Source organism: Micromonospora sp. NPDC049201 (genome assembly GCF_055586805.1).
On record NZ_JBVJHM010000004.1, the window covers coordinates 38,546 to 61,027 of the forward strand.

26 protein-coding genes are annotated in these 22,482 nt (G+C 69.0%); 7 read left to right on the top strand and 19 right to left on the bottom strand.

What is annotated here, in order from left to right; genetic code table 11:
• Positions 1-347: 347 nt before the first annotated feature.
• From ACZ6O5_RS10000 to ACZ6O5_RS10060, 13 genes are all read right to left on the bottom strand, one after another.
• Positions 348-1,619: a tyrosine-type recombinase/integrase gene (locus ACZ6O5_RS10000; RefSeq protein WP_465975964.1), complete on the bottom strand. Its 1,272-nt coding sequence runs from the start codon at positions 1,617-1,619 to the stop codon at positions 348-350.
• Positions 1,619-1,894 (bottom strand): helix-turn-helix domain-containing protein, encoded by a 276-nt coding sequence (locus tag ACZ6O5_RS10005; RefSeq protein WP_465975965.1) that lies wholly within the window; start codon positions 1,892-1,894, stop codon positions 1,619-1,621. Before ACZ6O5_RS10005 ends, ACZ6O5_RS10000 begins: the two co-directional genes overlap by 1 nt.
• Complete coding sequence (locus tag ACZ6O5_RS10010) at positions 1,891-3,705, bottom strand: replication initiator (RefSeq protein ID WP_465975967.1); 1,815 nt, start codon at positions 3,703-3,705, stop codon at positions 1,891-1,893. Before ACZ6O5_RS10010 ends, ACZ6O5_RS10005 begins: the two co-directional genes overlap by 4 nt.
• Positions 3,705-3,974, bottom strand: coding sequence for a hypothetical protein (locus tag ACZ6O5_RS10015; RefSeq protein ID WP_357777198.1), 270 nt, complete (start codon positions 3,972-3,974; stop codon positions 3,705-3,707). The genes ACZ6O5_RS10010 and ACZ6O5_RS10015 overlap by 1 nt, the downstream gene beginning before the upstream one ends.
• Complete coding sequence (locus tag ACZ6O5_RS10020; RefSeq protein WP_465975969.1) at positions 3,971-4,729, bottom strand: hypothetical protein; 759 nt, start codon at positions 4,727-4,729, stop codon at positions 3,971-3,973. Before ACZ6O5_RS10020 ends, ACZ6O5_RS10015 begins: the two co-directional genes overlap by 4 nt.
• Entirely contained in the window at positions 4,729-5,073 is a 345-nt protein-coding gene (locus ACZ6O5_RS10025) for an RRQRL motif-containing zinc-binding protein (RefSeq protein WP_465975971.1), read from the bottom strand. The genes ACZ6O5_RS10020 and ACZ6O5_RS10025 overlap by 1 nt, the downstream gene beginning before the upstream one ends.
• Positions 5,070-5,369, bottom strand: a complete 300-nt coding sequence (locus tag ACZ6O5_RS10030; RefSeq protein WP_088643443.1) for a hypothetical protein — start codon at positions 5,367-5,369, stop codon at positions 5,070-5,072. The genes ACZ6O5_RS10025 and ACZ6O5_RS10030 overlap by 4 nt, the downstream gene beginning before the upstream one ends.
• The gene (locus ACZ6O5_RS10035) at positions 5,366-5,806 is read right to left on the bottom strand and encodes a DUF6197 family protein (protein WP_465975973.1); all 441 of its coding nucleotides are present in this window, start codon (positions 5,804-5,806) and stop codon (positions 5,366-5,368) included. The genes ACZ6O5_RS10030 and ACZ6O5_RS10035 overlap by 4 nt, the downstream gene beginning before the upstream one ends.
• An 86-nt stretch (positions 5,807-5,892) precedes the next feature.
• On the bottom strand, positions 5,893-6,102 hold the full coding sequence (locus ACZ6O5_RS10040; RefSeq protein WP_194823645.1) for a hypothetical protein: 210 nt from the start codon (positions 6,100-6,102) through the stop codon (positions 5,893-5,895).
• Positions 6,099-6,965, bottom strand: coding sequence for an FtsK/SpoIIIE domain-containing protein (locus ACZ6O5_RS10045; protein WP_208566250.1), 867 nt, complete (start codon positions 6,963-6,965; stop codon positions 6,099-6,101). Before ACZ6O5_RS10045 ends, ACZ6O5_RS10040 begins: the two co-directional genes overlap by 4 nt.
• Before the next feature lie 88 nt (positions 6,966-7,053).
• Complete coding sequence (locus tag ACZ6O5_RS10050) at positions 7,054-7,983, bottom strand: hypothetical protein (RefSeq protein ID WP_465975976.1); 930 nt, start codon at positions 7,981-7,983, stop codon at positions 7,054-7,056.
• Positions 7,984-8,098: 115 nt separating this feature from the next.
• Entirely contained in the window at positions 8,099-8,527 is a 429-nt protein-coding gene (locus ACZ6O5_RS10055; RefSeq protein ID WP_465975978.1) for a DUF3307 domain-containing protein, read from the bottom strand.
• A gap of 232 nt (positions 8,528-8,759) precedes the next feature.
• Positions 8,760-9,080: a hypothetical protein gene (locus ACZ6O5_RS10060; protein ID WP_465975979.1), complete on the bottom strand. Its 321-nt coding sequence runs from the start codon at positions 9,078-9,080 to the stop codon at positions 8,760-8,762.
• Positions 9,081-9,259: 179 nt separating this feature from the next.
• On the opposite strand from ACZ6O5_RS10060, the gene ACZ6O5_RS10065 reads away from it, so the two are divergent.
• Positions 9,260-10,018 carry an XRE family transcriptional regulator gene (locus ACZ6O5_RS10065; RefSeq protein WP_465975981.1) on the top strand — a complete coding sequence of 253 codons (759 nt, stop codon included), beginning with the start codon at positions 9,260-9,262 and terminating at the stop codon, positions 10,016-10,018.
• Positions 10,019-10,022: 4 nt separating this feature from the next.
• Complete coding sequence (locus ACZ6O5_RS10070) at positions 10,023-10,493, top strand: NUDIX hydrolase (protein ID WP_465975983.1); 471 nt, start codon at positions 10,023-10,025, stop codon at positions 10,491-10,493.
• Here the strand turns inward: ACZ6O5_RS10070 and ACZ6O5_RS10075 are convergent.
• From ACZ6O5_RS10075 to ACZ6O5_RS10100, 6 genes are all read right to left on the bottom strand, one after another.
• Positions 10,481-11,047, bottom strand: coding sequence for an HD domain-containing protein (locus ACZ6O5_RS10075; protein WP_465975985.1), 567 nt, complete (start codon positions 11,045-11,047; stop codon positions 10,481-10,483). The two genes, ACZ6O5_RS10070 and ACZ6O5_RS10075, sit on opposite strands and share 13 nt — an antisense overlap.
• A 609-nt stretch (positions 11,048-11,656) precedes the next feature.
• Positions 11,657-12,796 (bottom strand): PIN domain-containing protein, encoded by a 1,140-nt coding sequence (locus ACZ6O5_RS10080; protein WP_465975987.1) that lies wholly within the window; start codon positions 12,794-12,796, stop codon positions 11,657-11,659.
• A gap of 91 nt (positions 12,797-12,887) precedes the next feature.
• Positions 12,888-13,826 carry a restriction endonuclease subunit S gene (locus ACZ6O5_RS10085; protein WP_465975989.1) on the bottom strand — a complete coding sequence of 313 codons (939 nt, stop codon included), beginning with the start codon at positions 13,824-13,826 and terminating at the stop codon, positions 12,888-12,890.
• A 10-nt stretch (positions 13,827-13,836) separates the two neighbouring features.
• Positions 13,837-15,222, bottom strand: a complete 1,386-nt coding sequence (locus tag ACZ6O5_RS10090) for an HsdM family class I SAM-dependent methyltransferase (RefSeq protein WP_465975991.1) — start codon at positions 15,220-15,222, stop codon at positions 13,837-13,839.
• Between the two features lie 1,127 nt (positions 15,223-16,349).
• On the bottom strand, positions 16,350-17,237 hold the full coding sequence (locus tag ACZ6O5_RS10095) for a hypothetical protein (RefSeq protein WP_465975993.1): 888 nt from the start codon (positions 17,235-17,237) through the stop codon (positions 16,350-16,352).
• 120 nt (positions 17,238-17,357) lie between these two features.
• A complete protein-coding gene (locus tag ACZ6O5_RS10100; RefSeq protein ID WP_465975995.1) occupies positions 17,358-18,050 on the bottom strand; it encodes a VHL beta domain-containing protein in 693 nt (230 codons plus the stop codon).
• Between the two features lie 308 nt (positions 18,051-18,358).
• On the opposite strand from ACZ6O5_RS10100, the gene ssd reads away from it, so the two are divergent.
• Genes ssd through ACZ6O5_RS10125 form a run of 5 tightly spaced genes read left to right on the top strand, consistent with a single transcriptional unit; the run spans position 18,359 to position 22,434 of the window.
• Positions 18,359-19,462 carry a septum site-determining protein Ssd gene (gene ssd, locus ACZ6O5_RS10105; RefSeq protein ID WP_465975997.1) on the top strand — a complete coding sequence of 368 codons (1,104 nt, stop codon included), beginning with the start codon at positions 18,359-18,361 and terminating at the stop codon, positions 19,460-19,462.
• The gene (locus tag ACZ6O5_RS10110; RefSeq protein ID WP_465975998.1) at positions 19,459-20,670 is read left to right on the top strand and encodes a TadA family conjugal transfer-associated ATPase; all 1,212 of its coding nucleotides are present in this window, start codon (positions 19,459-19,461) and stop codon (positions 20,668-20,670) included. The genes ssd and ACZ6O5_RS10110 overlap by 4 nt, the downstream gene beginning before the upstream one ends.
• Positions 20,667-21,515 (top strand): type II secretion system F family protein, encoded by an 849-nt coding sequence (locus ACZ6O5_RS10115; RefSeq protein WP_465976000.1) that lies wholly within the window; start codon positions 20,667-20,669, stop codon positions 21,513-21,515. The genes ACZ6O5_RS10110 and ACZ6O5_RS10115 overlap by 4 nt, the downstream gene beginning before the upstream one ends.
• Positions 21,515-22,243: a type II secretion system F family protein gene (locus tag ACZ6O5_RS10120; RefSeq protein ID WP_465976002.1), complete on the top strand. Its 729-nt coding sequence runs from the start codon at positions 21,515-21,517 to the stop codon at positions 22,241-22,243. The genes ACZ6O5_RS10115 and ACZ6O5_RS10120 overlap by 1 nt, the downstream gene beginning before the upstream one ends.
• 23 nt (positions 22,244-22,266) lie before the next feature.
• Entirely contained in the window at positions 22,267-22,434 is a 168-nt protein-coding gene (locus ACZ6O5_RS10125) for a DUF4244 domain-containing protein (RefSeq protein WP_013283643.1), read from the top strand.
• Positions 22,435-22,482 lie beyond the last annotated feature (48 nt).

Sequence of the window (22,482 nt, forward strand, 5' to 3'; positions counted from 1 at the left end):
TGTTGGGCACAGCACTCCTGGTGGCTACCGCCCACGCGAGCTGTGCGAACACATTGGCAGGCCTGGCGGGTTGAAGCCGAGCTGGCTACTTCGCCGAGAGCGGCGCCGGGCGGCCGGTGGCGCCCGTGACGGTTGAGCACTGGCGGTTCGGCGGTACGGCGCAAAGCGCAGAAAGTCAGCGGATCGTCAGCGAACGCCGTACCGCGCAGCTCGACTCGATCATGTTCGACGGTACGACCGGTGCGTCTGACCACGCGGAACGGCACTTGATCACACTCGCTGCTACGTCAGCTCACTTTCCCCCCGACGGGGGTCGTCCCTTTCCGGTGGGAGCGCTCCGACGCAGGTCACAGGTCGTCATCTTCCTTGTCGAGGTGGTGCCCCGATGGCTTTTCCTCGGCCGGAGGCAGCAGAGAGGCAGCGGAGCCGTCGAACGCCTCCAGGACGCGGGACGCGTAGTCGTCCGGGGTGTGGGTGTACCGGTTGAGCGTCGTCGACGCCTGTTCGTGCCCCATGACCCGCTGCACCAGATTGATCGGGACACCGTCGGTGACCAGCCAGGTGGCGTAGGCGTGCCGCAGGTCGTGGAACCGCATCCCTCCAGCGGACCTGGCCGCCACACACGCGACGGCTTCCCGCTGGGTGGTGAACTCGGCCGACCACTCGACGCCTTCCTGATCGGTCCAGACCGCGCGGTACCGGTGCGGGCCGGTGGCGACGACCTGACCGAGCAGTCCGGCGCGGACCAACGACGGCAGCCAGACCCGACGCCGGAAGTTCGACCGCCGCAGCGGACGTCCCACCCGGTCACGGAAGACCAACGTGCGCGGGTCCGGGTCGTCGGTGTCGGCGTGCAGCTTGCGGAGCGCGGCCAGCAGGAAGCCGGGTAGCGGAACGGTCCGGACCCCGGCGCGACTCTTCGGGTATGGACGCAGCACGATCCCGCCGTGGGTCTCCTCGGCCACCTGGACCACACGCAGCGATGCCCGGTCGAGGTCGACCGACGACCACGTCAGCCCGGCGCACTCGCCCCAGCGCAGCCCAGCCCCGGCAGCGGTGGAGACGATCGCCCGGTGGCGGGGTGGCACGGCTGGCAGTAGCCGACCGAGGAAGTCTTCCCGGCCGATCGTGACCGGCTTGACGTCGCGGGACCGGTCGCGTGGCAGCTTCACGCCCTCGGCCGGGTTGGTGGCGATCAGTCGGGCCTGAACCGCCGTCCGGAGGATCATCGAGAGGAGTTGGTAGCACTTGGCCACGGTGGTGGGGGCGAGATCCCGACCGAGGCCGCTCACCCACTCCTGCACCGACATGAAGTCGACTTTGCCGAGTGGCCAGTCACCCCACTTTGGCAGGACGTGCGTGCGGAGCATGGACACGGTCCGCTCGGTGGTGCGCGCCTCGACGGTCCGGGTGGCGAGCCACTGCTGAGCGAAGTCACCGAAGCGGGTACGGCCGGCATGCGGGTTGACGTAGGTCCCCCGGTTGAGGCTTCCCTCGACCTCGGTGAGGTAGACGTTGGCCTCCCGCTTGGTGCGGAAGCTCTTGGACTTCTGCCCGCCGGCAGGGTCGCGCCAGCAGGCGCGGTAGGTGCCGGCCGGAGTCTTGCGGACGAAGCCCATCAGCGCCTCCGCCCGTGCTCGGTGCCGGTGGTGGCGGCCGGTTCCTCGGTAACGCCGTCGAGCCAGGCGTGGAAGCGGGCGCGGGGAATCAGCCAGCGACCACCCAGGCGGGTCGCCGGGATCGTGCCGTCCCGGACGAGGGCGTACGTGCTGCCCAGCGAGATGCCCAGCAGCTTGGCGACCTCCCGGACGGTGTAGGTGACCGGTCCGACGACGGTTGCCCCGGTGCGTGGGACGAGCCGGACGACGGGACTCGGGCGGGCGGTGGTGCTCATGACTGATGACCTCCCCAGGTCTGTTGGGATCGGGCGACAGCCGGCGCGATGCCGGCCGGGTTGGTGCCGAGTTCGTGGGCGAGTTCTTCGCGGCCTGTGGCTTGTCGCTCGCGGGCCATGGCGGCGGCGGTGTTGGCGAGGAGGGCGTCACCGGTGGTGTGCCAGCCGACGCCAGCGAAGGTGAGGGTGCCGACGATCAGGGCGGTGTCGTCGTGCTCGTCGACGAGCTGGCCGCCGGTCGGGTGCGCGTGGTCCTCACGCTGCCGGTGGTGGCGGCGGGTGTCGCGCAGGAGTTGGAAGGTGACGGAGTACCGCCGGGCCTTGCTGAGGAAGTGGCCGCCGAAACCGAGCATGTGCGCCCAGCGGCGCAGCCGGGCGTAGGGGTTGGGGTTGGCCGGTCGCGTCGATTCGGTGTCAAGGCCGGCTTGACGGTGGGCGACGCAGACGGGGCAGGCGGCGTACCGGGTGTGGGTGCCGCAGTCGGGGCACTCCCAGCGGTCGACGAAGCCGGGCCGGGGCCGGTGGTCGCGGGGCCGCTGGGACAGCGGGACGGGGGTGCCGGTGGGTCGGCCGATGCGCCAGCAGGCGTCGATGAGGCGGGCGGTGTGGTTGCCGTCGGGGTCGGCGTGGTCGCCGATGGTGTCGGCGGTGAGCCTGACGGAGCGGTGCCCGGTTACCTCGGTGCTCTTGGTGGCGTACTTGGCAAGGTAGCCGGCGACCATGCTGTCGGTGACCTCGCCGTCGCCGTTCAGCGTGATGGGGCGGATGTCGAGCTGCTCGCCCCAGGCGATCGGCCAGCCGTCGGGCCGGTCGGGGTGGGCGGGGGTGGCGAACGCGACCTGCACGGCGGCGTGCCGGAGCGCGTCAACGAGGTCGGCGACGGTGAACGCGGCCGGTGGTGGGACGACGGCGACCGGGTCGTCGGGGTCGACGCCGTCGAGGCGGACGAGGGCATGGAAGTGGACCGCACCGCGTGCCTGGAACTCGGCGGCCTTGCCGTGGGAGAGCCGCACGGGTGGGACGGTGCGGGTGTTGCCGGCGGCGGTGACGACCTGGACGCGGGGGATGCCGCGCCGTCGGGCGAGTTTGGCGAGGTGCCGTTCTGCGGCTTGCTTGGTGCGGTGCCACAGCTCACCGGAGAACAGGTTCCAGACGGCCTGGTGGTCGTGGTCGTAGCAGTCGAGGCAGAGCGGTTGACCGAGGGTGGCGTCACCGGGTTCGTGCCTGGCCCAGCAGACGGCGGGGCGGCCGTGTGGGCAGCGGCCGGCGGTGGCGTCGGTGGCACGGCGGGCGTGGCAGGGGTCGGGGCGGCAGTCGCAGCGCTTGCGGTTGGCGCAGGTGTGTTTGCGGACCGCCCGGACGTGGACCGGTCCGAACGACGGTGCGGTGAAGGTGGGGAACACCGCCGGGTGCTGGGTGACGGTGTCGGGTACGCCCTTGCCGCCGATGAGGCCGGCGCGCAGGAGTTGGTAGGCGTCGCGTTGGTAGGTGTGGGCGCAGGAGGGGCAGACGGTGGCGCGTCGGTTGCCGCAGGCGGTGTAGATGACCGCGTCGGGCATGGTGTCGGTGTGCCGTTGGTCGAGGACCCGACCGGTGGTGGGGTCGACGGTGTGGAGGCTTCCGGCGAGGCGGATAGGGCGGGTGCAGCTGGCGGCGGCGCGGACGTGTTCGATCCAGCCGAAGTAGTCGGGTCGGGTGGCGCGTTCGAAGGCGGAGCCGGCGGCGGTGTAGTCGTAGATGGGTGGGACGTCGGCGTTCGAGCCCACCCCCCGGGCCGAAGCGCGGGGGGTGAGGTCCAGCGTCGAGGCCATCAGGCCGCGTTCCCGTCGTTGGGGGTGCGGGTGGTGATGGTGCGTTCGGTGACGATGACCCGGCAGGCGCCGCATTGGCGCTTGGTCGGTTCGTGCCGGTGGCAGGGGATGAGGGTGGTCTGTTCACCGCAGCGGACGGTGACCGGTGCCCGGCAGGGTCCGCCGGGGATGACGTCGACGACGGTGCGCCGAATGTCGTACGGGTGCCCGTCGGGGTAGACGGGGCAGGTGTGGGTGACGTGTTCGATGTCGACGATGACGATGGTCATCGGGCACCACCAGTCAGGGTGGTGAGGAGCTGCCCGGCGACGGCCGGGGTGACATCGAGCCGGTCGGCCAACTCGGCGGCGGTGATGGGTGCCCCGTTGGTCTGCTCGTGTTGCACGGCGGCGAACCGGGCCATGGGCAGCAGGTGGGTCGGGACGTCGACCGGCTCCGGTGCCGGCGGGTTGACGGGTTGCGGCGAGTTCACCGCGACGGTGATGGGCTCCGGCGCGGTGGCCGGGAGGGGTTGCGGGTCGGTGGTGATGGCGGCCGGCGGTGCCGGCTCGGTGGTGACCTGCTCGGCCACCTGGACGTGAATCGGCTCGGCCGGCTTGGCGGCCGGCGGCATGGTGTCGGTGCTGGCGGGTGCCGGGGCCAGGACGAGTTTCACCAGGGCCATGAATGCCAGGGCGGGTACGGCGGACAGGAGCCACCCGGAGAGGCCAGGTTTGGCGACCGCGAGTTGTGCGGCGAGGGAGAGGCCGGCGGCGGCGAGGAGCAGGAACAGCGGGTAGCCGATGGAAGCGCCGGTCCGGCGGCGTCGGCGGATGGTGAGGAGGCAGGCGATGGGGACGAGTTCGGAGATGACGGCGTTGGCCCAACCGAACCATTCGCCGGTGCCGGTGGGGGAGTTGGCGAGGGTCCAGTCCTTGACGTGGGTGAACGAGGCGGCCCCGGCGAAGCCGGCGACGGCGATGAGGATGAGGACCAGGACGACACCCTCTACACGGGTGCCGGCGGTGGGGGTCTTCGCGGGCATCAGTGGCCTCCGTGGCAGTCGAGGCAGCAGCCGTAGCGGCGGGGGATGTAGTAGGGCTGCACCAGGCCGCAGACGGCGCAGGTGCGGCGGGCGCGGAGCGCTTTGGTGATGGCGTCCCGTTGGGCGGGGGTGGCGGTCCGCTTCGGCTTGGCGAGGTCGAGGCGGTAGAGGTAGGCGACGCGCTTACCGCGACGCCACAGGATCTGGCAGACGGGTTCCTGTCCGGCGGGCCGTAGGCCGGCGGCGCGGAGTTGCCGCCGGGTGGCCAGGCCGTCGGGGGCCATCCGGTACGGGTAGGTGGGCATGCCGTATCGGCTGCCGGTCGGGTCGTAGAAGACGGTCATGAGCGGTCTGCCCAACGCTGTTGGGCGGCCTGGCGGGAGATGCCGAGCCGGGAGCCGATCTCGGCCCAGGAGTAGCCGAAGGCCCGCAAGCCGATGACGGCGTCACCGATGGCCCGGTCGAGGTCGGCGGACAGCGCGACGAGGTCGCGGAGCGCTTCGACGTCGCCGGTGGCGACGCGGCGGCCGTGGGCGCGGATGATGCGCCGGGTGAAGGCGGCGAACTGGTCGTTCTCGACGACCTCGCGACGCTTCTGCCGGGGGACGGATGGCGTCAAGGACGCCTTGACGGTGCTCACCGGTTCTCACCCCCGGCGGTGTGGAGGCGGTCCCACTCGTCGGCGGCGGCCTCAAGGGCGGTGACGACCTGCTCGGCGGTGCGGGCCGGGTCGTCGTTCCAGGAGTAGGGGGAGGTGTGTTCGTCGAGGAGGTAGCCGTCCTCGTCGATGAAGAACATGGGCGCGGTGGCGTCGAGGTGGTCGACGAACACGTCGAGGGCGGTGACATAGTCGGTGAGGGCATCGCTGTCGAGTTGGACGAACTGCTCGATCCGGCGACCAGCGCAGGCGATGCGGATGGCCCCGGCGGCGCAGGCCGGCGGGGTGGGGATGTCGGTGGTGGAGGCGTAGTAGGTGCCCTGGTGCCAGCCGTGCCGGCGCAGGTAGAGGGCAGCCATCCGGAGCAGGTCAGCAGTGGTGACCGTTCCGGTGGTGGGTGGGTTCTGGGTAGCCTTCACGGCAGCCACGTCCTTTCAGAAGGGCTTGGTGGGAGGTCGGCGGAACCGGTCTGCTTTCCAGGGCTTGAGCCGGTTCCGTCGGCCGTTCAGTTGGTGCGTAGCCGCAGGTAGCGGCGGAATCGGGTGGGGTCGTCGGGCAGCGGCACGGGCGCGGAGGCGAAGGCGAGAATCCCGTGGTCGGCGGCCAGCTTCAGGAGCGTGGCGAGTTCGGCGGGTGTGCCGACAACGAAGCGGTTGACGTACCGGGTGGTCGGTCGCGGGGTGCGACGTGCGTGGATGCGCTGGAGCAGGCTCATGCGGCGGTCTCCCAGTCGACTCGGGTTCCGGTGGGTGCGGACAAGCGGGTGGGGCGACGGGTCCAGGTGGCGTAGTCGGCAATGCCGGCGATCTGGGCGTCATCGAGGTAGGCCACCTTGATGCGGCGAGGGGTCCCGCCTTCGGCGATGAGGTAGGCCGCGCCCTGGTTGGTGGGGGCGATGTCGGTGGCGGTGTAGCCCTGCTCGGCCCAGCCGTGACCGAGGACGATGTTCGAGCTGTTGGGGGTGGTGCAGCGGAACGCGGCGCGGTAGCCGAACAGGTCCCGCAGGCTGGTGGGGATGATGTCGAAGGACGGCCGCTGAGTCGCGGCGATGACGGGGATGCCGGCGGCACGTCCCCGGGCGACCAGGTCGCGGAGCAGGGCGACGAACTCTTCCTGCTCCTGCTTGCTGCCGATGGTGGCGGAGTAGAAGGCGATCTCGTCGACCAGCACCGTGATGACGGAGAGTCCGTCGAGGGCGGTGACCTTGCGACGTCCGTGGGCGCGTAGCCAGGCGTAGCGGTTGTTCATCACCGTTTGTAGGCGTCGCAGGACGTCGAGGGCGGCGGTGATGTCGGGGCCGATGAACGCGTCGGCGCAGTCCTCCCACTGACCCAGCTCGACGAGCTTGCCGTCCAGCAGCACAAGGCGGGAGTCGACCGAGAGCGCCGCGTGAGCGGCGATGGTGTTGAGGAGGCCGGACTTGCCTCCGCCGGGTTCACCCCCGGCAAGGAGGTTGCGGTAGGCCAGGGTGATGTAGACGTGCTGGCCGAACTCGTCGATGCCGATGAAGATCGGGTCGAACATCGACAGGCCAGGCCCCACCGGAATGCCGGCGGTCGGGGCGGATGCCGTAGCCATGGGTGCCCTCCTTGGGCGTTGGTGGGCGCGGGAAGCCACACGAAGGAGCCCGTAGGGCTCCCCGCGTCCGGGTCGGGTTGGGGTGGGGTCAGAGCCAGTCGGAGAGGTCGTCGGCGTCCGACGACGGCGCGGGGGCCGGCTTGCTGCCGTTGACCGACGTGGCGGTCTGCTTCTTGGGCTGGACGGGCAGGGTGATGGTTGACGCCTGGACGTCGGGCAGGTCCAGGGCGGTGGGGATGACCGGCATCGGCCGGTCGGTGGCCGGGGCGTCAGGGTCGATGACGTCGGCCAGGGGAGACGTGACGGTGGCGGTGAGCACCTCACGGCGCTTGATGTCGAACCGCAGGTACGCGGCGTTACCGTCGGAGGCCCGTTCGACCAGGACGGATGAGGCGTGGCAGGTCACGGCGATCTTGTCGAGGCGGCCTTCGAGGTCCGCCAGGGACAGGCCGGGACGCAGGTAGACCCAGACCCGTTCGCCGACCGGGGTCGGCGTGGCCCAGAGGATCAGCGGGAGGGAGCCCGACTGGTTGGCGATGATGAACTGCGCGAAGCACACCCGCAGCCGGTGGCGCACGATCAGGCACCACACCCAGGCGACGACCTGACGGCGGAGAGCAGGAACAGCAGCCGGAACGCCGAGGACGACGGCGACGACGGCCAGGGTGACCAGGGTCGAGGTGTGAGTGGCGAGCTGCACCCAGCCGGTGAGCAGCAGCACGGCCAGGAGGATTTCGGGGGTCCACCACCACAGCAGCCGCAGTACCGGCCAGATGCGGACCAGGAGCCAGGCCAGCGCGCCACACGGGACGCTGACGGCCGCGCCGATGAACAGCGCGATGATCGGGTGTACGTAGGCAGCGGCCACCACGGCAGCGAGTACGCCGATGATGACCGCAGTGAGGATGAACGCCATGCGAGCGTTCCGGGCCGACGACCGGTGAACCTTGGCCTCGATGACCGTCACGGTTCCGGTTGACTTCCGCCCGAACGAGCGGCGAGGGCTAGACTTGGACATGACACGTCCTCCCAAGCGATTGGGCTGGATGGGTTGGAGAGCACGGGGTCGGCAGGTGTAGGAGCCAGTACCGGCCCCGCGCTCGAAATCACTCAGGTCGCGCAGTGACCAGTGCTCAAATGCAGGCGATGAGCAGTGCGGACACCCAGAGGCAGGCCGCGTGCAGGGACTGATCCGCCAGGTACATGCCGCAGATCGGGGCTTGACGGTCGGCGAAGTCCGCGCTTCCGGTGTGGACGAGCAGCCACCGCACCGGCCAACGCCGGTCGAGGATGGCGTGTGAGACGGCGGAGAAGCCGACACCGGCAGTGAGCCCGACAACGGTGACGGGCAGGTCGAGCGCGACGATGGCGATGGTCAACATGACCACCACCACGAGGTGATAGGCCACGATGTGGCCCAGCAGGTGACGCCAGCCGTCCCAGCCGGGAGCGGCCTTGTGGGCGGCCTGCTTGTCGGACTGACCGAAGACGTGGTCGGCCACCTGGTGGCCGGCGTAGAAGGTCGCCGCGACAACGGCGAACACGATGGCGGAAACGAGCATGACAACCACTCCCAACGACAATGGGCAGACGGGTTGGATGGCAGGCGGGGTCGGCAGGTGTAGGAGCCAGTACCGACCCCGCGCCATATCGAGAGGCAACCGCAGGTTGCCGAGGGCCGGGAGAGTAGGAGCCAGAAACGCTCCCGGAACCTTGGGTGGATCAGATCAGCGGACCGTCAGGCCGCTTCGTGCGAAGACACCAGAGGCTCACGCAGCACGGTGAGCGAGGGACCTACTTTGCCGCCGAGGTACCAGTCTTCGGCTTCAGCGAGATGGCGCGGAACGCGACGCCGTTACGCCCGTTGGTCGCCCACGGAATGGCCTCCAACTGCTCGACAGCGACGAGCTGTCCCACCGTCACGCTCGGCTTCTCTCCCGCCGTGGTGATGGTGATGATCTCGCCACCGGTCTCGTCGAGCACGAAGACCTGGGTGGACCACATGAGCCGGCCAGTGTTCTTCTCCGACCGCTGGTTGCCGTTCTGGTCGTTCTTCGGCTCCGGGTCCCTCGTCACCTGAACCTGCTTGCTCTGGGTGTCCACGTACAGCTTCACAACAAACCTCCTGTGTCTCGGGCCAGGTAGTGAGCTTGTCCCCGGTGGACTTCTTGCTCTTGGCCTCTGCGGTAAAGGCTCCCGGAAAGCGGGGGACAACCCATCCGATGGGCTGGACGACTATGGGACGTCTCAGCTACCTTGTAGTCGTCCTAAAGTCGTCCCTTGAGGAGTGTCCGATGCCGAACGACCGGCTACGCGATGCCATCCTGCGCAACGGCCTGACTCCCGTCGCCGTGGCGGAGAGGATCGGGGTCGACGCGAAGACCGTAGAACGCTGGATCACCCAGAATCGGACGCCGTACCCGCGCCATCGGCACGCCATCGCGGCGATGGTGCGTGAAGACGTCCCGTACCTGTGGCCGGAGGCGGTGACCCCGGAACGGGCATCGAAGATCGGGCAGAGCGAATTGGTCCAGCTCTACTCCCGGCGCTCCTCAGTGCCAAACGACCTGTGGCGACGACTGATCGAACGGGCCGAGCAGCGCATCGACGTACTGGCCTACGCCGGCCTATTCCTCGTAGAGCAGGACCCGATGCTAATTGACGTCCTACGTCAAAAGGGCCTTGACGGCGTAACGGTGAACATCCTGCTCGGTGATCCGACCAGTGCGGCGATCGAGCGAAGGAGTGTCGAGGAGGGTGCCCCCGGCGTGATGGCCGCGAAGATCCGCCAAGTTCAGGGGTACTACAAACGGCTTGACGATGCGCCCGGGGTGAACGTGCTCTACCACGACACGACCCTCTACAACTCGATCTACCGCTTCGATGACGAGATGTTGGTCAACATGCACGTCCTCGGTTTCCCGGCGCCACACGCGCCCGTCATGCACCTACGCAAGCTCAACGGGGGCGACCTGTTCCGCACCTACTCAGACAGCTTCGACCGGATCTTGGGCGTCTCGAAGCGCCGACCCGGCGACGAGGTGGCAGCCTAGAGACATGGCGAGAACCGAGCACTACCACGACCCGAACGCGCCGAAGGCCAACAGCATCGTCGTCGCCGTCTCCGTCTTCGTCCTAGACGAGCAGGCCCGGGTGCTGCTCATCCGGCGCACCGACAACGGTCTGTGGTCCCTGCCCGGCGGTGGTCAGGAGATCGGTGAATCGGTCGCCGAGACGGCAGTCCGGGAGACCCGCGAGGAGACCGGCATCAGTGTCGAGGTGGCCGGGATGGTCGGCGTCTACTCCGACCCCGGTCACGTCATCGAGTACTCAGACGGCGAGGTACGCCAACAGTTCTCGCTCTGCTTCCGCGCCGTACCGGTCAGCGGCACCCCGACCCCGAGCGACGAGTCACACGAAGTCCGGTGGGTTACCCGCGACGAGCTGGCCGCGCTCGACATCCACCCGTCGACCCTGCTCCGCATCACCCACGGCTACGAGGAACGTCCCGAGCCCTATATCGGCTGACGGACACCGCCGGCGAGCCGCTCCTGAGTCCGTCGCACAGCGGCGACCATCTCCGGTTCCGCCCGACCGATGAAACGGGTCACCAGGTGCTCCGGCCCATACCGTGACCGGATCTCCGCCAGCCGCTCCAACACCTCCAAGTCTTGGCCGTCCGGCCCGGTCGTCATGTCCGAGAAGCAGAGCCCGTCGGTCACTGCGGTCTCCTCGCGAGGGAACTCGGCGGCCAGGACCTCACCGAGCCCACGCTCCTCGGCTTCCAGCCACGCACAGGAGTGATGAGCCACCAAGGCGGCAATGCGCTCGTTGAACCGCTCACGGCGCAACCAGCGGCCACCGTCGAGGGAGTGAAAGCCGGTGTCGACCAGGTCGGGGCTGTAGCCCACATCATGCAGCCACGCCGACGCTACGAGCACCGCGCGATCTTCGGCCGGGACCGCTGCGCTGATCCGGTCCGCCTTGGCGGCCACGGCCTGGACGTGACTCCACCGACGAGGCAACGGCGTCTCCAGCAGATGTCGCGCAACTTCCCGAGCGGTATCGACGAGGTCGGCCATCCCGCCAGGGTACGGAGCGACCCGGTCTCCGCACCATCCCGTGTCCAGTCACCGACGGCCGGGGCGGCCGGCTGCCGGCGATGTGGTTCAAAGTTTCTGTACGTCTTCAAGGCGGCCCTGAACGGGCCGCACGCGCCGCCGCCTGGGCGCGCGTCCGTTGCTCCGCTGGCGCTCCGACTCCGGCCACGCAACATGCCCGGCGGCTGGCGCGGAAGCTGAAAGCCCAAGAGGCCGCCGCAGAACGACAGGGGTGACCGGTGAGGTGATGGGCCGGCAGCCGGCCGGGCCGCACGGCCATGAGCCCGCGCGGCGTAGGGGAGCGCGCGCCGGCCGCGTCGGCGAGCTGACGGCGGTCGCGGGGGCGCGGCTACTGCGCCTCCGGCGGGGGCGCTCCGGCTCCAGGATGGCAGGGGCTGCATCGGCGGGTCACGGTCCGTCGATGGTTGCGGTAAGCCATCCCGTCTGCCCTCGACCCGGGCAAGCCGAGCAGACCACCGCCCGACCCGCCAGCGTGCGAACGTGCGTCAAGGTCCGCTTGACGTGGCGGGCCGGGCGGCGGCCCGCTCCCCCAAGGGCGGGTCGAGGGCAGACGGGATGGTGCGGCGAGGGTTACTCCCTTATTACTGCGGCGGATTCGAGTTCGACGTCCTGAACTGACTCGCTATCCGGGTTTACCCGGAGGTGGAAGGTTAGCAACATTGGCCGCGAGAAGCTTACGAAACCATAATGGTCGTTCCAATCCCGATCGAACACCGATACATCGTCGGGTAGGCTGTAAAGTTCCGGCTTGTAGACGAAGCCCTCGAAAGAGACCTCTGCCTGAATTTCCGCTCGGACTAACAGTTCGCCGCCCTCATAATGGTCATACACCTGCCAATCCGCGCTTGCTAGAACCGGCTCCGCGTACTCGACCGCAAGGTTTTCGACGTGAGGAGCCTCTGAGCCGTGCCATTCGACCTCAAGGCCGCGACTGTGCTCCTCAGAGTCCGCCACGCTCTGCCCTGCAAGGTTTTCGCAGGCGCTGGCTATGGCTCTTTTGATCAATTCGCCGGATGAAATTGGCCGAGCAACGTCTTCGACATCAATCTTGCGACTCGGTAATCTATCGCCGAGTGATTCAGTCAGCTCACCCATCAAAGTGCAGACTTCAAGGGGAGACTGAATTGCGCGTTCGGCCAAATCCTCTAACAACTCCCGTGCTAGAGCTTTGCCCGTGCTGTCGGTAAAGTCTTTGGTGTTCTTCGACACGAATATCGTTAAGCTTGGAGCATCGCGCTCAAGCATTTCGAGGGCGGTCTCCCACAGAAGAGCATCCCTATATCCGGTGCCGTTATCCCGAAAGGGCTTCCGCTGCTTCAGGTCGCGGCCAACTAGACGGGAGTGAGAGACTTGCGGCAGGGGCAGCACCTCGCCACCGGCCTCAGTTACTCTTGCCCGCAGGTATGTGTCGTACTCGGACTTCCAGTCATCGAATTGTTCCGGGATGGGGCCGGGGATTGCGGGGCCGTCGCTAAGGTTCAAGTCTCGGAGCGCCGACAGGCCCTGATTGAAGTCCTTCACCGCCTTAAGCTTTTCTTTCGCGTAGTGGCGACTAGCTTCCAGAACCACGACCTCTGGAATGCACAGCTTAAGTTGGTCACGACTACTCCAAAGCAGCACCTGTTCCCAAGCCGACTTGCGGAGCAACAGGTCTGGCCATATCGCAGTCGTGTCTACTATGAGAGTAGGTCCCTCGGTTGGCTCTGCCACTCACCCATCCGTTCACTTGGAAGCTCATAGCTCTAACGCAAGGAATGTTTAAGTAGACGGTCAACTTTAGTCCGAAGCTCCAGCGGATGGATTATAGAACTAGGGACGCCATAGGGAGCCCGCGGACGTATTCCTCAGCGAAGACCCAGTTGGGTTTCCCATCCTCCGTCACCGGCAGATGTATGGTCGACGTCCGCATCCTCTCGGTGAACCACTTTCGGCCATAGTTAAATCGGTACTTCTCGGCGCGAATTACAGTGCAGACGAAGAACAAGGCGGCTCTTGGCAGCTGCGTCTTTGGTGTAAGAACCACAATGTCGTCCGACGCGATGAAGGGTTCAGGTTGTACAAATGCCTCGCCGACACTTCCATTCGAGGAAACGGTAATCAGTCCTGCGGGAAACATCGGCGGAACGTTTACGAGTTGACTGACTCCGTTGTTGACGGCGCTTGCTCGAACATAGGGCGTCTTGCCTGGCTTCAAGTCGCGCCTGAGCAGTCGGATGCCCCGTTCGAGTTCGAAAAGCTCTTCAAAGGTGAAAGGCTGCCAGTCCTCTGTCTTTAGTGGTAGCGCAATCTGTCGAGCAGTCGAAGAGGGTTCAATCCGTGGCAGCTCAGACTCTAATACCCAGTCCGGGATGTCTGCTGGCAGTTCCAGCGTAGCCAGCGTGCGGTTCGCCTGCCGACCAAAGTTATAGCGGTAGCGATTTGCCTTGATGCAAAGTGCCCACCAAATGATTTCGCCCGTATCCATTGGCTTGAGGGGCAAGAGGTAGCTCATGTCTCGGCCGCAGTAGAAGGGATTCACCTGCAAGCTGGTTTCGAGCGGATAGTTGCGGCCCCCAAGGGAGACGGAGACTGCTCCAGCGGGAGCTGGCTCCAGGCCGCCGATAGGCTTCACCCATGCCGAGACACCGTTATTCTTGGCGGTCCGCGATACGAAGGCGACGGCATTCTTTCCGGGGTCTACTTGCTGAAGCCGATTGAGCTCAAGCGAATGCCCGTACCGCACTTCAAAAAGGTCCCGCACCTGGGGCATGTTATTCCTCGCCGCCGATTGTCGCCGATTCAGCTAGTTCCTCATCTTCTGCTGCCGACTCGTTCTGATGCATCAGTTGGTAGAGAACATACTTGCGCAGCTCTCGGTTGAAATCGTCCGGCGTAAGAGTCGAATAGTCCGTTTCCATGTAGGCCTCGGCGCACCATTCGTCGTCCGGGCCGACTCTCTTGAGAATGCTCCGCCCGGGTCGGACAGCCCGACTGTGGAACTCGCCTAGCCACTGGTCACGGATAGCTGGCCAGTCCCCGCGCAGGTCAATCCGACCTCGGTCCTTTGTCTTTACGAACCCGTCATGCTTCCAGTACCCGAACCAAGTAGGCTGAGGTGCATGGCTGTGGGGTGTGTGAGCACGAAAGACCATAATGCAAGGCACGGTTCCCACCGGGGCGAACAGGTCGTTGGGGAGCGACATGACCGCAACCAGTGAATGGTGTTCTAGTAGGCGATGCCGGGCAGGGTGTGGAGTGATTGCGCACGACATCGGGACGACCGCGACCGCCGTGCCGCCTGGGCTAAGGCAGCGTAGCAGTGTGTCGACGAAATCCAGCTCGTGGAGACCTTCGCCCTTCTGGGAATAAGGCGGATTGATTAAGCCGATATTCGGTCGCTTAAATCGACCTGGCACACCCTGGGCGAGCTGATCGATGATCCCCGGCTCGAAGCAACTGCCTTGGTATAGGTTCGCCTTGCCATCTCCTCGCAAGAGCATGTTGGAAACTGCAAGCGCAAACATGTGCGGCTGCTGTTCCACTCCTACCAAGCGCTGTTCGCGAATGCGGCGCCGCGCTGCGTCGTCCGGACCGACCTTTGCGTCCATCTCGGCCATAGCCGCGATCAGAAAGCCGCCGGTGCCGGCGCAGGTGTCAATTACGGTATCATGTGGCCCGACATCTGCAATTTTGGCAAAAAGCTCGGTCAAGTGCTTTGGGGTAAGCACGATGCCAAGCCCTCGTTTGTCCCCGCCTGTGTATCGCAAGAACTCGCCATAGAACTGGCCGATCACGTCGACGTCGTGGTAAGCATCCAAGAATGGGCGCACGTGCTCGTCAAGGTCGGCAATGAGCCGCAGGAGAGGCGTTTCGCCGTTGGTGCCAACCTTGCTCAGTTCGGGATGCGTGCGGATAAAAGAATAGGGCGCAAGCATGATTTCTCGCTTCGCCTCTGGGATGTCGGAATCCCTTGCCGTGCGTCCGATTGCTGCGAATAGCTCCCGTGCAAGGTCTCTCGGCTTATAGTCCGACCAGTTGCGCTTGAACACCTCGTCGCGGAGCGCGAGCAGGATGCCGGAAACCACCAGTGGTTTCTCTGACTCTGATAGCTTGGCGTAATCCCGCATGTAGTTGTGCAAGATCCGGCTGAATGCCATCAGTTCAGCATGTGTCCTTGCCCTGACTGCCGGGTCATACGTCAGGAGGCGGCGGTACTCGTCTACGGGTAGCAGTTGGTTTATCGGGCCTTCGGGCGACGGAAGAGGCTCCGCGAGGGGAGAACCCTTGAGCTGCCTGTAAGTCGAAACCTTGAGGTGTCGCCTGCTGGTTCCACTAACCGCAATGGCGATTACATCGAAGGTGTTGGCCAAGTGGGCCGAGTAGTGAAGTGCCCCATCAACGGCATAGCTTGCAGGACTGTCGCCAGCTGCGGATTCGTGGTGCGAGACGTCTGCCTTGCATTCGACTACTACTACAAGCTTAGGCGCGTCCTCTGGGAATGTGACGATGAATTCAGGCTTCCCTACTCCCGATCCCGATTTGCTTGCGGCAGAGAGAGCACGCCGAATCATGGGGGAAGAGCTAGTCTGCTCTTCCACTTTCTGCCCAACCGACCCATGCGACCTGAGGTGGTCGCGGACGAGTTCCTCGGTTGTACGTTCGTTGACCACTAGGTCGTCTTCCTCCAGCGTCTGCCGCAAGCTGTGTCGGAGAGTCGCCTCCAGGGCGCGGCCCGTCGGAGGAAGGGTATACACCGCCTCTGACCTTGCCCAGCGACCCACACGAGATGCGGTGCCCGTTGAAGGCACGTGACTGGTCCTACGCCGCATCGCGATGCACCCACCGGCTGTGAGGTCGGACTGTCCAGTGGTGCTTTGGAGTTACCGTCAGTAAGCGTGACAGCAACCGAGCTGAACGAAGAAGGGCAAGTGGGCTTGGCGGCAGTCGGAACTCTGGAGCCACAACGCCGGCCGGGCGGGGACGGATCGGCCGCACCGAGCTTGTAAGCGGGACGTCGGGCAGCGAGGCAGCAAGGATGCAGCGTGAGCCTCGATGCGGGCCGGCGCGGGACGTCAACCGACGGTGCTCGGTGCCTGCTCGTTGACTTGGCCTGCCATAAGTTGTCGGCAGTTGACGGCTTGAGTCCGCATCCCCCCGACGGGGGTCGTCCCTTTCCGGGGAGCGCTCCCGCCCTGGTGGGAGCGCTTTTCGGCTCGGTCGTCGCCGGGTGCCGGCGTGGCGGAGCGGCCGCCCCTTCGCCAGGCCGGCCGCTCCGATCGGCGGATCAGCCCTTGATCAGCTTGACGACCGCGGTGTCGTTGACCTCGACGTACTGGTGGTACTCGCTGTCGTAGCCCTGAGCCCTGGTGCTGACCTCCACGTCACCCTTGACGAACGGCGTGGTGCCGGCCGGCGTGGCGGTGGCGGTCCAGGCCGCCGGGCTGCCCGGGACGCAGTCCACGCGGGTGGTGAAGTCACCCCGGACGATGGTCTTCTTGACGATCTCGGTGACGGTGCCGTACAGCGCCACGGAGGTCGGCTGGTTGCAGGTGACCGTGCCGTGCACGACCGCCTTGCCGCTCACCGTGCTGGCGGTGCCCTGCGTGGCCACGGCGAGCGCGAGGTCCAGCGGCGCCGGGGCCGGCGGGTTGGCGATGTGCACCTCGCCGCGGGCCGCCGCGGTGCCGCCCTCGCAGTGCTGCTCGAAGGTGGCGTCGAACGTCTGGACGTAGCCGTTCGGTCCGAAGACGGCGTTGAGCACCGTGAACGTGCCGGTCAGCTCGTTGCAGCCGCGGCCGTTCCCGTCCAGGCTCAGGCCGGGGCCCGCGCCGTTGAACGGGTAGCGGGTCGCGTTCTCGTAGGTGCCCGGGGTCAGCGGCTGGCTGCCCGGGGCGTCGAAGTCCAGGTACCACCAGTCGCCGCCGTAGCCGTTGACGTTGACCGACACGTGGCTGGCGTCGGTCGACGCCGAGGTGGTGAGCTGGTCGCCGTCGGCGACCGAATAGGCGTACGACCCGCCGCCGGTGATGTAGTCGCCCTGGTCACCGCTGAAGGTGACCGAACCGGACGCCACCGGCTGCGCCTGTGCCGGCGCGGCAGCGACCAGCCCACCCAGCGCCCCCGTGATCGACAGGCTGGCCGCCAGGGCCGCCCTCCGCCAGGTCTTGTGCATCCCCGCTCCTCTCGGTGAGACAGCTGGGCGGTCGTACCGCCCGAAAGTTGCTGTCGATCAATTACCGCACGGAGTGGTGATGTCGTTACACCGCGAAGACGAAGCGTCCGAAAGGGACGGTCAGCGGATCACGGCGCGCAGGGTCTGCCGGGCCGGCTCGAAGCAGGCGAGCCCTCGGCCCTGCTCGTCGGTCACCACCCACGGGTGGCCCACGTACGTCTGCTGCCGGTAGGCCTGCCCCGCCTGGAGCACCGCGTACCGCTGGCGCCGGCCGTCGTAGTCCAGCCAGTTGACGACCACGGGCGCGGTCCGGGCGTTGACGACGTCGACGAAGGTCTCCGGCCCGCCCCCGCTGGAGCGCAGCGACGACTCCCGGGACGCCGGCAGCGGAGTGAGTTCGCCGGACCGGGACAGCGGCGGCGTCGTGCGGCTGGCCGACGGCTTCGGCGCCGGTGGTCGGGTGGTCGGAGTGGTGCGGCGGGGCGGGGCCGGCGCGCGGGTCGGCAGCGCCGCGCGGGTGGAGAGCGACACGGGCGCCGGGGAGTACGACTCGGTCGCCAGGTCCGCGGCCGGCGTGTCGGGCGAGGCCAGGATCGCCTCGGCGCCGCCGGGCGGCGGCAGGTCGGGGCGGCGCGGCATGGCGAAGAAGCTGAGCGTGCCGGCCAGCACCACCACCATGACCCCGATCGCCACCGAGGCGAGCGTGGCCGGGGACGGGTCGCGGAGCCAGGCCTCGCCGCCGCTCGGCGGGGCCGGCCGGGCGGCGCGGCGTCGGCCGGACGGGATCCCGGTGCCGTGCGGTGAATCGGTCATGGCCTCGATTCCGCGAGCGGTGCCGTCCGTTCCACGGCAGGGGGCTCCGATTATGCGGGACGGGCAGCGTTCCCAGTCAATGGCTGGCGGGGCCACCGGTCGCGGCCGGTGAGCTGGGCCGGACCAGTCGTCCGGGCAACGTTCCCCGCCGATCCGGCCGCGCCGACGCATAGCAGATCGACTCGTTCGGCGAGGTCTGTCCACAAGCCCCTTCGTTGTCCACAGGCGAGCGGCTGCGGCACCCGCACGGTCGGCCCGATGGGCAGGCTCCACCACGGCACGTCCGAGTCTGACCGTTGGAGGCCGCCATGGCGCCCCGCACCCCGCTTCCGCCGTACCGTCGACTGCCGTTGCTCGTCACGGCCGACGGTGACCTGCTCGATGAGCTGCTGCGCCTGGCCGCGGCCGGCGGCACCGAGGTCGAGCTGGCGGCCGACCCGGCCGCCGCCCGCGCCCGCTGGGCGCCCGCGCCGCTGGTGCTGGTCGGCGTCGACCAGGCCGCGGCCTGCCTGCGGGCCCGCCTGCCGCGGCGTCCGCGCACGGTGCTGGTCGGGCGCTCCGGCCAGCTCGATCCGGGTACGGAGTTGGCCGAGCTGATCGGCGCCGAGCATGTCGCGGCGCTGCCGGCGGCGGAACCCTGGCTGGTCGACCGGTTCGCCGAGTGCGTGACCGGGCCGGTCGGGGCGGGCCCGGGCCGGGTCGTGGCGGTGCTCGGCGGGCGCGGCGGCGCGGGAGCCAGCGTGCTCGCCGGAGGGCTCGCGGTCAGTGCGGCCCGGGCCCGGCTCCGCACGCTCCTGGTCGACGCCGACCCGTTGGGCGGCGGCCTCGACCTGGTGCTCGGGTGGGAGCAGCTCGACGGGTTGCGCTGGCCCGAGCTGGCCGGTGCCGACGGCCGGGTGGATCCACCGTCGCTGGTCCGCGCGCTGCCCAGCCGTGGCGACCTGGTGGTGCTCTCGTGGGACCGGGGGGACCTGCGGCACCTGCCGGCCGAGGCGATGGCCGCCACTGTCGACGCCGGTCGGCGCGGGCGGGACCTGGTCGTGCTCGACCTGCCCCGGCATCTCGACGACGCGGCGGTGATCGCCCTCCAGGCGGCCGACCGCGCGTTTCTCGTGGTGCCCGCGGAGCTGCGTGCCACCGCCGCCGCGGCCCGGGTGGCCGCCGTGGTGGCACCCCAGTGCGCCGACCTCTCGGTGATCGTGCGCGGTCCGGCGCCGGGCCGGCTCCGGGCGGCCGAGGTGGCCCGCGCGCTCGGCCTGCCGCTCGCCGGCACGCTCAGGCCGGAGCCCGGCCTGTGCCGTGGGCTGGAGCGCGGCGAGGCCCCGGGCGCCACCGGCAAGGGCCCGCTCGCCGTACTGTGCCAGCGGCTCGTCGACGAGCTGACCGGTCGGTCCACGGCGGGCGCGGCGTGACCGGCCCCGCCGATCCGGGAGAGCTGGCCGCCCGCGTCCGGCACCGCTTCGCCGCCGACGCCACCCCGGTCACCTCCGCCGCGGTGGTCTCCGCGGTACGCGCCGAGCCGGGCGCCGGCGTGCTCGGCGACACCACTCTGCTGCGGATCGCCGACCGGGTGCACGACGATCTCGTCGGCGCCGGCCCGCTCGCGCCGCTCCTCGCCGACCCACAGGTCACCGACGTGCTGGTGAACGGCGTTCGGGTCTGGGTCGACCGGGGGCGGGGCCTGCACCAGGTGGCCGTGCCGCTCGGCACGGTCGACGACGTACGCCGGTTGGCGCAGCGGTTGACCGCGGCGGCCGGTCGCCGGCTGGACGACGCGTCCCCCTACGCTGACGCCCGGCTGCCGGACGGCACCCGGCTGCACGCCGTGCTGCCACCGGTGGCGACCGACGGCCCCTACCTGTCGCTGCGTACCTTCCGGCAACGGCCGTTCACGCTGGCGGAACTGGTCGACCACGGCACCGTGCCCCGGCCGGTCGCCCCGCTGCTCGACGCGGTGGTGGCCGCCCGGCTCGCGTACCTGGTCACCGGCGGCACCGGCTCCGGCAAGACCACGCTGCTCAACACGTTGCTCGGGCTGGTGCCCGGCACCGAGCGGATCGTGCTGGTGGAGGACGCCGCCGAACTGCGCCCGGTGCACCCGCACGTGATCGGGTTGCAGGCGCGCACCGCGAACGTCGAGGGCGTCGGCGCGGTCGGCCTCAGCGACCTGGTCCGGCAGGCGCTCCGGATGCGACCGGACCGGCTCGTGGTGGGCGAGTGCCGGGGCGCCGAGGTGGTCGACCTGCTGGCCGCGTTGAACACCGGCCACGACGGCGGGGCGGGGACGCTGCACGCCAACGCCTCGACGGATGTGCCCGCCCGACTGGAGGCGCTCGGGATGCTCGGCGGGCTGCCGCGGGTCGCGTTGCACGCCCAGGTTGCCGCCGCGTTGCAGGTCGTCCTCCAGGTACGCCGGACCGGCGAGGGGCGGGTGCTCGACTCGATCGGCCTGCTCCTGCCGGGTGGCCCCGAACGGGTGGTGACAGTTGTTCCGGCCTGGATCCGGGGCCGTGGTCTCGGCCTGGCCGCCCGGCCGCTCGGCAACCTGCTGCGTGAGCGGGGCGTGCCCGTGCCGCCGATCCTCTGTGCGGTCTGGCCCGACGCGGCAGCCCCCTCGTGACCGGCCAACTCGTGACCGGTCAGCTCGGGCTGGTGGTCGTGTTGCTGGTCGGTGCCGCGGTGACGGTCGGCTGGCCGGTACGCGCCGGCCGGACCCGACAGCGGGCGGTCCTCGACCCGGGCCCCGGTTCCGGCAGCCGGCCCACCCCTGACCGGCGGTTCACCTCGACGTCAGGCGGTCGGGCTGCGTTCCCGACGCGGCCCGACTCTGACCGGCGGTCTGCCTCGACGTCGGTGGGTCTGGCGGCGTTCCGGACCGTCTCCGTCCGGCGGGCCCTGCCGGCGGCGGCGCTGCTCGGTGGCGGCATGGGGGCGCTCCTCGGTGGTCCGGTGGCGGCGCTGGCACTTGCCGTCTACGGCACACTCGCGGCCCGGGCGGTGGTGCGCCGGCGCACCCGGCAGGCGGCCCAGGCGGCACACCGTCGTGATCTCGACCGGCTCGGTGCCGTCGCCGCCGATCTGCGGGCCGGTCTGCCCACCGGCCACCTGCTCGACAACGGTACGGGGCGGATCGCGCGGCTGACCCGGGCCGCGGTGCGACTTGCCGACCGGACCGGAGCGCCGTTGGCCGACCTGCTCGAACGGATCGAAGCCGACGCCCGCGCGGCCGACCGAGGGTTCGCCGCTGCCGCCGCCCAGGCCGCCGGGGCGCGGGCGACGGCGTGGCTGCTCGCCGCCCTGCCGCTCGGCGGGATCGGTCTCGGCTACGCCATCGGCGTCGACCCGGTGGCCGTACTCCTGCACACGCCGGTCGGCGGTGGCAGCGCCGTGGCGGCCGTGGCCCTCCAGGTGGGCGGGCTGCTCTGGGCGGAACGGCTCGGCGCCGGGCCAGGGCGGACGGCCTGATGTCCCGCCAGGTGGTTGCCGCCGTCTGCCTCGGCGGCGCCGCTTCCCTCCTACTCGTCACCGGGGCCACCGCCCGGCCGGTCCGGCGGCTGCGCCGGCTCGCACCCACCCCTCGGCAAGGCCGCCCGAACTGGTGGCCGGACCGGATCCGGCTGGGTGCCGGCCTGGTCGCCGTGGCCGTGGCGGTGGTCGCCGGTGGCTGGGCCGGTCTGCTCACCGGTCTGCTGGCCGGTGTGGCCGCCGACCGTCTGCTGCGCCGGATCGAGCCCCGCGCCGTACGGGAGCGTCGCCTGCGCGAAACCGCGGACCTGCCGCTCGCCGCCGATCTGCTGGCCGCGGCGCTCCGGGCCGGCGCACCTGTCGACCGCGCGGCGCTCGCGGTCGCCGAGGCGCTCGGCGGGCCACTCGCGGACCGGCTCGGCCGGGTGGGCCGCACGCTGGGCCTGGGCGGTACGGCCACCGAGGCGTGGGCGCACCTGCGCCCGGTCGCCGGGGCGGAGAGCCTGGTGACCGCCGCGGTCCGCTCGTCGAACAGTGGCGCCGCGCTGGCCGGCGCGCTCAGCCGACTCGCGGACGACCTGCGGGCGGAGCGCTCGACCGCGGCCGAGGCGGCGGCCCGACGCGCGGGCGTGCTCATCGTGTTGCCGCTCGGGCTCTGCTTCCTGCCCGCCTTCATTCTCGCCGGTCTGGTGCCGGTGATCGTCGCCGTCCTCGGCGACGTGCTGTGAACCATCGAGAAGGGACGTACGACATGCGCAAGCTCCTCACCCGACTGCGGGGTGACGCCGGCATGAACACCGCGGAGTACGCCGTGGGCACCCTCGCCGCGGTCGCCTTCGCCGGCATCCTGCTGAAGGTGCTCACCTCCGGGAACGTGCAGTCCGCGCTGACCGCCGTCATCGACCGGGCCTTGAAGTGACCGGGCGCCGGTGGGCCGGCCGACACCGTGGCCGGTGCGCCCGCGTTC

Excerpts from the sequence above, each read along its gene's own strand:
- ACZ6O5_RS10000 (WP_465975964.1), bottom strand. The coding sequence starts at position 1,619 with ATGGGCTTCGTCCGCAAGACTCCGGCCGGCACCTACCGCGCCTGCTGG.
- ACZ6O5_RS10005 (WP_465975965.1), bottom strand. The coding sequence starts at position 1,894 with ATGAGCACCACCGCCCGCCCGAGTCCCGTCGTCCGGCTCGTCCCACGC.
- ACZ6O5_RS10010 (WP_465975967.1), bottom strand. The coding sequence starts at position 3,705 with ATGGCCTCGACGCTGGACCTCACCCCCCGCGCTTCGGCCCGGGGGGTG.
- ACZ6O5_RS10015 (WP_357777198.1), bottom strand. The coding sequence starts at position 3,974 with ATGACCATCGTCATCGTCGACATCGAACACGTCACCCACACCTGCCCC.
- ACZ6O5_RS10020 (WP_465975969.1), bottom strand. The coding sequence starts at position 4,729 with ATGCCCGCGAAGACCCCCACCGCCGGCACCCGTGTAGAGGGTGTCGTC.
- ACZ6O5_RS10025 (WP_465975971.1), bottom strand. The coding sequence starts at position 5,073 with ATGACCGTCTTCTACGACCCGACCGGCAGCCGATACGGCATGCCCACC.
- ACZ6O5_RS10040 (WP_194823645.1), bottom strand. The coding sequence starts at position 6,102 with ATGAGCCTGCTCCAGCGCATCCACGCACGTCGCACCCCGCGACCGACC.
- ACZ6O5_RS10045 (WP_208566250.1), bottom strand. The coding sequence starts at position 6,965 with ATGGCTACGGCATCCGCCCCGACCGCCGGCATTCCGGTGGGGCCTGGC.
- ACZ6O5_RS10050 (WP_465975976.1), bottom strand. The coding sequence starts at position 7,983 with ATGTCCAAGTCTAGCCCTCGCCGCTCGTTCGGGCGGAAGTCAACCGGA.
- ACZ6O5_RS10055 (WP_465975978.1), bottom strand. The coding sequence starts at position 8,527 with ATGCTCGTTTCCGCCATCGTGTTCGCCGTTGTCGCGGCGACCTTCTAC.
- ACZ6O5_RS10065 (WP_465975981.1), top strand. The coding sequence starts at position 9,260 with ATGCCGAACGACCGGCTACGCGATGCCATCCTGCGCAACGGCCTGACT.
- ACZ6O5_RS10070 (WP_465975983.1), top strand. The coding sequence starts at position 10,023 with ATGGCGAGAACCGAGCACTACCACGACCCGAACGCGCCGAAGGCCAAC.
- ACZ6O5_RS10075 (WP_465975985.1), bottom strand. The coding sequence starts at position 11,047 with ATGGCCGACCTCGTCGATACCGCTCGGGAAGTTGCGCGACATCTGCTG.
- ACZ6O5_RS10090 (WP_465975991.1), bottom strand. The coding sequence starts at position 15,222 with ATGGCATTCAGCCGGATCTTGCACAACTACATGCGGGATTACGCCAAG.
- ACZ6O5_RS10095 (WP_465975993.1), bottom strand. The coding sequence starts at position 17,237 with ATGCACAAGACCTGGCGGAGGGCGGCCCTGGCGGCCAGCCTGTCGATC.
- ACZ6O5_RS10100 (WP_465975995.1), bottom strand. The coding sequence starts at position 18,050 with ATGACCGATTCACCGCACGGCACCGGGATCCCGTCCGGCCGACGCCGC.
- ssd (WP_465975997.1), top strand. The coding sequence starts at position 18,359 with ATGGCGCCCCGCACCCCGCTTCCGCCGTACCGTCGACTGCCGTTGCTC.
- ACZ6O5_RS10120 (WP_465976002.1), top strand. The coding sequence starts at position 21,515 with ATGTCCCGCCAGGTGGTTGCCGCCGTCTGCCTCGGCGGCGCCGCTTCC.
- ACZ6O5_RS10125 (WP_013283643.1), top strand. The coding sequence starts at position 22,267 with ATGCGCAAGCTCCTCACCCGACTGCGGGGTGACGCCGGCATGAACACC.